Annotated in this window: 4 protein-coding genes and 1 pseudogene; 3 read left to right on the top strand and 2 right to left on the bottom strand. The window is 44.2% G+C overall.

Annotation, left to right across the window (positions count from 1 at the left end):
* Positions 1 to 3812 (bottom strand): PAS domain S-box protein (locus QUA45_RS15040; protein WP_333221344.1); only part of this gene is annotated, 3812 nt, incomplete at its 3' end.
* Between the two features lie 291 nt (positions 3813 to 4103).
* Between QUA45_RS15040 and QUA45_RS15035 the strand changes: the two genes are divergently transcribed.
* From QUA45_RS15035 to QUA45_RS15025, 3 genes and pseudogenes are all read left to right on the top strand, one after another.
* Positions 4104 to 5291, top strand: coding sequence for an anion transporter (locus QUA45_RS15035; protein ID WP_333221342.1), 1188 nt, complete (start codon positions 4104 to 4106; stop codon positions 5289 to 5291).
* A gap of 181 nt (positions 5292 to 5472) precedes the next feature.
* Positions 5473 to 6306, top strand: a pseudogene (locus QUA45_RS15030) (transposase family protein).
* A gap of 177 nt (positions 6307 to 6483) precedes the next feature.
* On the top strand, positions 6484 to 7071 hold the full coding sequence (locus QUA45_RS15025) for a cytochrome b (RefSeq protein WP_333099857.1): 588 nt from the start codon (positions 6484 to 6486) through the stop codon (positions 7069 to 7071).
* Between the two features lie 85 nt (positions 7072 to 7156).
* Here the strand turns inward: QUA45_RS15025 and QUA45_RS15020 are convergent, their stop codons facing one another.
* Positions 7157 to 10723 (bottom strand): alpha-mannosidase, encoded by a 3567-nt coding sequence (locus tag QUA45_RS15020; RefSeq protein WP_333221340.1) that lies wholly within the window; start codon positions 10721 to 10723, stop codon positions 7157 to 7159.
* Between the last annotated feature and the right edge of the window lie 155 nt (positions 10724 to 10878).

Here is a 10878-nt window from a genome sequence, read left to right as displayed (position 1 = left end):
CTGACAACAGACTTAATGTGGGGAATTGCTAAGGCTTTGACGCGGCTGCGGATTCCCTCAGCAACAGCCTGTGCAGCCACGATATCCGTATTTGGCAAAATTACCCCAAATTCCTCGCCGCCGTACCTAGCAGCCAAATAGAGGCGTTCTGCGGGTGCGTTTGTGCAAGCATCCCCGATCGCCCGCGCCACTTGCTGCAAACAAGCATCCCCGGCTTGATGGCCGTAATTGTCGTTGTAAAGTTTAAAACAGTCAATGTCGCACATAATCAAAGATAGCGGTTCCGAAGAGCTCGACTGCTCCCATTCTCGGTTGATCACCTCGTCAAAACGGCGGCGGTTAGCTAGTTGAGTCAGACTGTCCAAATTCGCCAACCCGTCCAACCGCTGGTTGGCCGCAGCTAGCTGCTGGTAAAGTAAAGATTGTTCGATCGCGATCGCAACTTGAGTACCCAACTGACTCAGCAAATCCACATCAAACTGCTGCCACTGGCGGGGTGCCGAACAGTGGTGGGCAATCAGCAAACCCCACAACTTCGGCACTTGACAAGAACTGTTACCTTCCCTCGGTTCTATTCCCTGCTGGACAATCGGCACCACTAAATTTGCCTTCACCTGACACGTCTCCAAAAAATTAAGGTGACACTCGCTCAAATTAGAAGCATGAATATCCTCTATGGCGCGAATGCGACCCTTTAAATACTGTCCGATGTAAGTATTGGCAAAACAGCAATCGTCAATTCCCATCCCCTTGAGTGGAATCCATCCTTCTGCAACCGACTCCACCACCACATCTCCGTTCCAGTCGGGTCGGAAGCGGAAAACCAGCACGCGATCGGTTGCCAAAAACTCCCGAACTTCCGCTACTGTAGTGTTGAGAATATCTTGGAGATCCAGAGAAGAACGGATTCGCGATTGAATCTGCCCGATCAGGCGTTCCCGTTCTATTTGTTGCCGCAGCGCGACTTGGGCTTGCTTACTTTTAGTAATGTCCCGACCTTCCGGCAGCAACAATACTATTTTGCCCGTTTCATCCGCCACCGGTTTGAGAGAAAAATCAACAGTTGCCGTCCGATTTACGCCTTGAACTTCCACTTCATAGCGGACAAATTCACCTCTTGCCGATCGAGAAATCGCCTCTTGCAATTGTTCCTGAACTTCCTCAGAATCTCCCCACCAAGGCAATAGCCAAAACGGTTTATTGGCCACATCCCGCAGCTTAATTCCCGCAAAATCCAGAGAAGTTTGGTTAGCTTCCAGCAGAGTGCCGTCCGGTTTCAATAAGCTCACAAATTGGAAAGAAGAATCAAAAATTGCCCGAAAGCGCCTTTGAGAATCTCCCAACATTGCCGTCACCTTTTCGCGAGATGTAATATCGCGGAAGCGCCACACCCTGCCAATAATATTTTGTCCGACTCGAATCGGCTGCGTGTAGCGCTCAAAAGTGCGACCGTCTTTAAATTCTAGAATATCGCAACCTTCCGACTCCGTATCACTATAAAATTCTTTAACTCTCTGCAAAAAAGCTCTCGGATCTTTAACTTGCTTAGTGAGAAATGCCAGTCGCACCGTTCTATCCATTGAGTTTCTCACTTCTTCATAAATTCCCCACATTTGAACTAACTTTTCGTTATAACTAATCATTTCTCCGGCGGTAGTAACGGCGAGAATGCCGTCTGCCGTTGCTTCTAAGGTAGCGTGCAGCAAAGACCGCGAACGCTCTAATTCTGCTGCGGTCAATTTCCGCTCTGTGAGGTCTCGGACTGCTTTCACCTGTACTAAACGACCTTCCCAAAATACGAATTTGCTGCGAACGTCAGCAGGAAAAGCAGTTCCATCTCGCTTAAGAAAAATAGTTTCACAGACTGTATTGCTGGCAGCAGAAATCATTTGCGGCGCCTGTTTGTATGATTTCGGCGACAGTAATTCCAGCAAGCTCATTCCCACCATTTCCGCAGGTTCGTAACCGAAAAGTTGGGCAAAATTACTGCTGACGCTCAAAATTGTGTCGCGGTCAGCCACGGCCACTGCTTCAAAATAAGCTTCGCATTCGAGCAAACGCGCTGCTGAGTAGCTGCTGCCATTTTCGCTCGAATAGCTGTTGTTAATTAGCTGTTGCAGTTGCGTATTGGCAGAGTACAAAGCGGTCATAGCTTGCCTGTACATAGCAGTACGTTTTTCGACTTTTTCTGCGAGGCGATCGCGATATTCTCGCAGTTCTTTTTCGACTTTAATTAAGTCAGTAATATCTACTGCAAACACGATTACACCAGCGACTTTACCTGTTTCATCGCGGTAAGGTATTTTATCTGTCCGCACCCAGCATTTTTGACCAGAAACTGTTGGTAGCAGTTCGACTTGGCCCTGCTTGGGAACGCCAGAATTGATTACTTCCAAATCTTCTAAATAATATTGCTCTGCTTCGTCTGGATAGATTTCATAAAAAGATTTACCTTCTAATTGAGCTGGGGGCAAACCTCTCGATGCAGCGGCGGCTTGATTAATTCGCAGCAGGCGACTTTCGGTATCTTTGAGCCAAATCATCGCCGGCACGGAATCAAAAATAATTTGCTGTTCTTGTTGCTGCAGGCGGAGTTCGGCTTCTGCTTGTTTTCTTTTAATTATTTCTTTTTGCAGTTTTTGGTTAGCTTTTTTGAGTTCAGCAGTGCGTCTTTCTACTCTTTCTTCTAGTTGATCGTAGTATTGGGTCAGCAAGTTTTGCTGCTGTTCGTGCCGGATTGCTTGTAATTTTAACTTTTCGCTAGCTGACAAACTTGAGGATACAAAATCTGCTAATATTTGGGTAAATTCGTGTTCTTCTTCTGTCCAATCACCGTCGGAACCCTGGCGTTCGGCGCTGACTATTCCCAACCTTTGACCTGCTAGCACAATCGGTACGTTTAACAGGGAAGTCGTGCCCTGATCGAGTAAATAAAGACCGACAAGTTCTCGCGTTCTGGGGTCATTTTCTGCTGCCACAGTAGCGATCGCACTTGCAGATTTTAAAGCTTGAAAATATCCCGGACAGTCGGCTGCTGTGATAATGATTTGTACGGAATGGAGTTTAGTATTTTTTTCGTAAAGGTCGATGCAGTGAAGCTGCGTCTTGTCTTCGCCATACAGCCAAATACTGGCTCGATCGCAGTTGACAATACTGACAGCGGTTTCTGTTACTTCACGGATGAATTCTTCTATATTGTGGCGTTCTTTAAGTTGACTTTTGGCTAATTTTGCGATCGCTAAAGTTGGACTGCGCCAATTTCCTCTCTGGTTGGGCGACGTGGGTGACTGCGAAGCAGCCTTAATTTCTTCGCAAACTAACAGTACAGCCGGCCGTTGGAAATTGGCAAGCGAGCGACCATTAGTGTTTTCCTCTATTTTCCAATCTACCGCAGGCATTGCCCGCGCGGTTGCTTTTACCCAGATAATCCTGCCGTCTTTGCAAGTCAAGCAGCCTTCCCAACAGGCAACTTTTGGAGTTTGCTTACCGTTTTCCTGCTGTGCCAATCCGGCAAATTCACTTTGCATTTTTCCTTGATATTGGCAGGAAAATATGTTAAAAATTGAATGACAAATTAATTCCTGCGATTTGTAGGCTAGTCTCGCCTCGCCGAATTGATTGAGAGAAAAAACTCTTCCCAAAGCGTCTAGAACAAAGTAAATGCCCGGAAAATTGTCGTAGAGAGTTTTATACCAATCCTGTTCGACTTGTTTGCTGCACGACTGTTTTGCTGCTGCGAGCTCGCCGTCAGTGCGGGTCAAGTGAGAATTGTTGGTTTCTGGGTTGCTTGAATTAAATTTTTTAGCAAACACTTTTGGCTTAACTCGACTGTAATTAATTTTACTTTCTGGAATTTAACTTTCTTGTGAAACTAAATTAAACCTGTTGTTTGAAAAAAGTTACAAGTTGTAACAAAATTACAACTTGTCCAGTGTGCTGGTTTTCGCTTTCCCATGCAACCACTTTGTTTGTAGTGGGTAGACCGTCTCTCGGCAATATTTCCCGCTAGTTGCAATGCCAGCAGGTTTAGCTGCAATTACCCAGTCTGTACTTTTAGCATCCTAGACAATAAAAAAATCGGCAATCAATAATTTTAAGTATATATGATAACACTCAAATACCTAGTATTGGGACTGACCTACTTGGGATTCGGTTTGGGATATTTGCCGGGGCTGCGGGTGAACCGGGCGGCGGTTGCAATTATCGGGTCAGCTTTTGCGGTGGCTTTGGGGATACTCGACCTGAAAACTGCTTGGGAGGCTATCGACCCCAATACGATCGTTTTTTTGCTCGGAATGATGATCGTTAATTCCGCTTTGGGAGCATCGGGGTTTTTTCAACTCGCTTTGGAGTTTTTAACTCGCTTTACTCGTTCTCCTTTCGGCCTTATAGTAGCCGTTACTTTTGGCAGCGGCATTCTATCGGCATTTTTTCTTAACGACACTACTGCTATTTTGCTGGCTCCTTTAACACTGAGTCTGACTCGCTCTTTGTCTCTCAATCCTATCCCTTATCTTTTGGCTTTAGCCGGAGGTACTAATTTAGGTTCGGTGGCGACGGTGAGTGGGAATCCGCAAAATATTCTCGTCGGTTCTTTTTCGGGAATTAGTTATTGGGAATTTGCCACCTCTCTAGCCCCAGTCGCTTTAATTTGTTTGCTGGTTCAAGTAGCTTGGCTGTGGTTCCTTTATCCAGAAGTGCGTTCTTGTAAATCTTTGCCGGAGGTTACTCAAGTCAGGTATCGATTGTTCAAGCCTTTACTAGCAAAAAGTTTGTGGGTGACAGCAGGACTTTTAGTAGCTTTTTTGGCGGGAGCACCTTTAGCAGAATCTGCCTGGATAGCTGCCAGTATATTGTTAATTACTAGGCGCGTCAAGTCCGATCGCCTCTTGCAGGGCGTCGATTGGAATTTGCTAGTAATGTTTGGGGGATTGTTTGTGCTGACTAAAGCCACTCAACAACTGGGTTTGTTGGACAATTTAACTAATTTGACTAATACACCGCTGAGTTTGTTAGGAGTAACGGTAATTCTTTCTAACTTAATTTCTAATGTACCCGCGGTGTTAGTTCTGCAATCGGTGATTGTCAAAACAGATACACAAGCTTGGCTGTTGTTGGCGGCGGGTTCTACTCTGGCGGGGAATTTAACTTTGTTGGGTTCCGTGGCTAATTTGATTGTAGCTGAGGTTGCAGGAAAATCAGGCGATCGGCTGACTTTTAAAGAACATTTGCGGTTCGGGCTGCCACTGACTTTCGTTACTTTAGCCATAGCTTATTTTTGGCTGTACTAAAAGGCTATAATCATAACCCTATAATCCTCCTACAATAGACCTTAAAATAATTTAATGATAAGATAAGAAGTTTTGCTTTACTCGATCAAATCCCAGCGCCTAACTTAATTTTCACAAATTTTTGCTATAAACAAGATAAAATGCTAAAAAGTCCTGTTTTTAGTTACACAATAACTAACTTATAAAAAATCAATTTTATCTAAATTTGAAACCTCATGAATTTAAACGTAGATTTGGTATCAAAATACCCACCTTAAAAGCAATGGTTAATGCATTAGATAACTTCAGGTTAGAAAATTATAAATACATAAGAGGACGCCGCACTATTCTAACTCAAGAACAAGTCTTAGTCCCCTTGGAATATTAGCAAGAATATCGAACATATTTTCATATTGGGACAAGTTGGGGAGCGTCTGAATCAACTATTTGCCCGCTTGTAACTAACATCGAATCAACTTTAATGAAAACAAGAAAGTTCCGGATTCCGGGGAAAAAAGCATTACTCAAAAATTCTGATTATCCAAAAGTCGCGGTGATGGATGTCACGAAAACAGCTATTGAAAAACCCAAAAATAAACAGATAAAATGTTATTCACTCAATAAAAAGCAGCAGACTCTAAAAACTTAAATTATTAATTTCTCTAGAAACCAAAGAGATTATTTGCACTGCTTTTGGACAGGGCGTTGCCACGATTTCAGGTTGTTTAAAAAAGAAAAAATCATTTTCATCCCGCAACAGATACCTTACAAGATAGTGGCTATAAGGCATAAAGGACGATCGGCAGAATAGTTATATTCCCAGAAATAAACCTAAAAATGGGCAGCCTGCTCTCTTAGCAAAAAACTTTAATCTAACTCTAGCCCAGAAAAGAATAGGGAATTGAACACGTTAATCGGACTCTCAAAATTTTCTCTCATTTAGTCGAGTCGTTATCGGAATCGTCGTCGCCGTTATGGTTTGCATTATAATTTGTTGTCAGCAATTTACAATTATGAGTTAGCTCTAGGCGATTAAATTTAAAGACTTTAATTATAACATATATTTTTTTGGCAAGAGGTCTAGTGAATTCGACTTAATAAATATTTGTAATAAGTAAGTTAAGTAAATCTTATAATGCACAATGTGCTACGGGCTTTAGTCCGATAGTTTATACTTAATCTTGTCCAGCAAACGCTAAGGAGGTAAGGAAGAGTGAGTACCCAACCCGCTGCGAAACCCAGACTTAATTCTGCGTTCAAACAACTGATGTCCTTACACTGGGTAATGTCAGGTTGCTATTTAGTGCTGTTTATTGGCGGTATTTCTATGGCTCGATTGCCAGGACAATTGTTTATTCGAGGCCCCCTTTACGATTTTCACAAATCCGTAGGAGTGCTGACAATGGCTTTACTGACTTGGCGGATTTTAACTCTGCTGCGGGTATGGTGGAAAAAATATACGAAACGCCTGCCAAAGTTTACAAAGGAATGGTACAAAAATTTTGCTCTGCACGCAAGTTTGTACGTTTTTATGTTGCTAGTTCCGGTTGCTGGTTTCTTGCTTTCTAACTCTTACAAAAGTAACAATGTGAAATTTTTCGGAATTGTTTTGCCGGATATGTTTCCCCACAATTCCGCAATAGTTGATATGGCTAGGAGTTTGCATTTTTGGCTGGCGTACACATTTTTAGCGTTCGCGATTTTGCATATTATAGATCAGAAGAAAGTTGTGAGGGCTAATTGGCGCCGATTGGCAAATTTTGTTCGCACTAAGTTCGCAAAGTCTCAAAAGGTTGGATAAATTTGCGATGGGTACTATTCTCAATTGGTAGTGGTAGGGTGCACGCTGCCTACCTTACATAATTAGTTGATGCGTCCACGACTATTTAGGATAAATTGACTGCAAAACTCGCTATTTTCCACGGTGATATTCTGAAACTTCTCCCATCGTCTGACTTCTGAGGCAAATTTATGGGTTGTTCTAATAAATCGACAGGCTGGCTAATCGCCAAACCAAAATCGCTCTTGAATTCCAACTTCGCCTCTTCACCATGACACTCGCAACACCGCAAAATCCAGACATTAGAATCGTCTTCCGATTGTTTGAAAGCCATCAGCACTAAATTTTCGGCGGACAAATCCAAAAACTTGCCAACTGCGGGCAGAGTCTTGTGGCTATTTTCCTCTAACTTGGGTACCACCTTTACTAGCAGTGGTAAATTCAATTCGTACCCCTGTCGAACCGTACCTGCCTCCTGCCAATTTCCGCTGTGGGGATAAACTGCACAAGTAAATTCGGAAACTCCTACATCTGCTTGTTCATCCGGCCAAGTCGAGGCGCGAAGCAAAGTCAGCCGAATGCGATTCGGTTGAAGGTCACAACCGTATTTGCAATCATTGAGCAAACTCACTCCAAAACCGTCATTGCTGATATCAGTCCAGCGCAAAATCGGCACTTCCCATTTGGCTTTTTCGGCGGCTGTTTGCGGCTTGGTTGTGCGTGCGATCGCACCGCCGGGAATTTCGCAAGTTGCAAAATCTGCTTCTACATTTAACCCAAAGGCTGCTTTTACTAAAACGTGCTTTTCTTGCCAATCTGCCACTGTCTTGATTTTCAGCAGCGGCGAACCTATTTCTACTATATAATCTTGGCAAAACTCCGATTTGCCAATTTGTCGGACTACGCGCAAACTCTGCCGTATTTCTCCCTGTGCTATCCAGGAAATATCTTTCAGTATCGGCGCTGGTAGTTGATGTTTTTCATAATTTGGGTCAATGTTCCAAGCATCCCAATATTGACCGCTGTCTTGAAATGCTTGCAGTTGATTGCCGCCTGCTGCATTCAGGACTTCTCGGTTATTTACTTTATCCCAAATGCTGGATAAATCCCCGGTTTGTCCGTCTATTGTTGCCCGAATAAATTCATTTTCTAAAACCATTTGTGCGGCGGCAAAAGGCGTTTCTTGACTAACTGTGTTTTTTTGTGCTATACCGTATGTAAGTTTTGATAACTCTGTCTTTTTTTCAGTTTCTGGACTCGCGGACGCATTATCCACAGTTTGAGCGTCTTCGCGACACAGCCAAAACACCTGGTAGCCAACGGCAGGGAGATTATTTGCCCAGAATAATAGTTTAGATTCCGATTCGAGTCGATCGCCCCTGACAATCTGCGAAGCCAGTCGCCGTCGGGACAAGTCGTAAATTTGCCAAGCTGAATCAGCAGCATCGGGAAGCGGTACAGCGACAACCTCAGAGCGCGACCAATTGAGAGTATTGAAAATCAAAATCGGTTGAGCGTCGGGCTGCGGAGGATTCGGCAGAGAAATTTTAGCCGAGATTGCATCCAAAGATTTTAACAGGATTTCGCGACAAGTGCGATCGACCTCGGTAAAGGCTAGATTAGCATCGGCGTAGACTTGGGCGATCGCAGAACCGGGCAAAATATCGTGAAACTGGTTAAACAAAATCTGTTTCCAAGCAGATTCTAACTCGGATTTCGGATAAACCGCACCAGTACCAATCGTTGCCAGCGAAGACAACAACTCCGCTTGGTAGAGCAATTCTTCGCAGCGACGGTTTTGGCGTTTTTGGTCGGCGCGAGTCGTGTAGCAACCCCGGTGGAATTCTAAGTAAAGTTCGTCTTTCCAAATGGGGAGAGTGCGGGGAATAGTTTTGAGTTGTGAGATGGGAGGAGTTGCATCCTTCATTGCCGACAAGTTTGAAAATTCTAGCGCCCCCAAATTCTCCTGATTTTCGGATTCTGAAGCCTCACTTTCTGGCCTAGTTGTCGCAACTTCCGGCAAAAACTGACTCTCAATCAAAGACAAATAATCAACCGCTTTCGCAAACTCCAACCTTGGGAAAAAAGGCGACATTTTCCAGCGTTTCGCCACCTCCAACATATCACGAGTCGGGCCACCGCCGTGGTCGCCAACCCCAGGCAACCAAAGAGCATCTTGCAAATTAGTTTTAGCTTGCCAGTCAAAAGCATAACTTGCCATTTTCACAGATTCTATACTTTCGCCAATTGGAGGAGACATCATGCTAAATATTTTCGTACCGTCCAACCCTTCCCACCAAAACGCACCGTGGGGAAATTCCGTTGTATCGTTCCAACGCAACTTTTGCGTCACAAAATAGTCAACTCCGCCTTGCCGCAAAATCTGAGGTAATTGCCACCCAAAACCGAAAGTATCCGGTAGCCAAGCCACCCGCATCAATTCCCCAAATTTTTCTTTTGCGTAACGCTGTCCGTAAAAAACTTGCCGCAGCATTGATTCAGCGGAAATCAAGTTTAAATCCGGTTCTACCCACATCCCGCCGACAACTTCCCAACAACCGGCCGCCACCTGTTTTTTAATCGCAGCAAATAAGTCCGGGCGATGTTCTTCCATCCAAGCATAAAGTGCGGGAGTTGAATGACAGAAAATTAAATCGGGAAACTCCGATTGCAATTTCAATACCGACTCAAAAGTTCGCTTTGCCGCTTCCCAAGTTTCCGGGACAGGCCACAGCCAAGCTAAGTCTAAATGAGCGTGACCCAGCAAATAGATTTTACCTGTATGTATAGAGGTTAGCTCTTTACTTTCTCCTATATATATAGATGTAGAATTGCCATTTTCTCCAACCTCCGAAACTTCCTCTTTTCTTCCTCCCTCTGTGGCCTCTGCGGACTCTGCGGTTCCCTCATCTAAATCCCCAGAAAAAGCCCACAGATATCCCAGTAAATTGTGCCGCAAAACAGACAGGGAGCGATCGAACTTTTCGCGATCGCCCACCGCCGACCAATCAATTAAATCCATCGCCAAATCAATCTCAGATTTGAGCGTTTCCCCCTTGACAAACATGGGGCGATTTGCTATTGTTTTGGTGGAGAGGTATTGGGAATTTAGATTTTCTAAATTGTGAGTTAACGAATTTTGCAAAATCTCTAATTCGGCAGCCACAAAACCCGGATCGAAACAAGAAGAGTCAGCAGCTTCATACAAACAAATCGATCGCACTAAAGCACCTTTATCGTGACCCGGACTTACCAACCGCAAAATTACTAAAAATTCATCTCCGGGATTGGCCGACGAACTCAACAAAACTCGATCGGCAAAATCAAATAAATCTCCCTGTCCGACTAACTCGCCGTTGACAAAAATTTGAGCATCTTCTGCCCACCAAGTCAAGCCCAGCAGCAACCGCAAACCAACCACAGGATAGCCGTACAAATTGTCAGGAATTACAAATTGCTGGCCTAAATACAAAACTTGCTTCCCAGACGGCCAAGCAATATGTCCTTTGCTGTTAAGTTCAGCAACAGGGCTGTTACAAATATTTACCGAAGAGACAGCCGAGTCAGAATCGCAGTACCTCCAACCAGACTGAACCTCCACTTGGCTGAGGCGGCGCAACTTCTCGACAGTGGCAGAAATATTGTTGCTAGCAGGTGACACAGAAGCGCTCATATTTCGCTAAAATAGGAATTGTGTATTAATCAAAAATTGGATTGAACCGCCCCGACGCAAAGGACGCGAAGAAATAAAGGTTTCAGAGGGTTTGAAGCTGCGATTAAGATCTCGCTTTGATTTTACAGCAATATTCAGCTATTCCAGCGCGAATC

Origin of the sequence: Microcoleus sp. Pol12A5, assembly GCF_036701435.1 — a bacterium.
GTDB lineage: Bacteria > Cyanobacteriota > Cyanobacteriia > Cyanobacteriales > Microcoleaceae > Microcoleus.
This window is presented reverse-complemented; position numbering and strand designations above follow the sequence as displayed.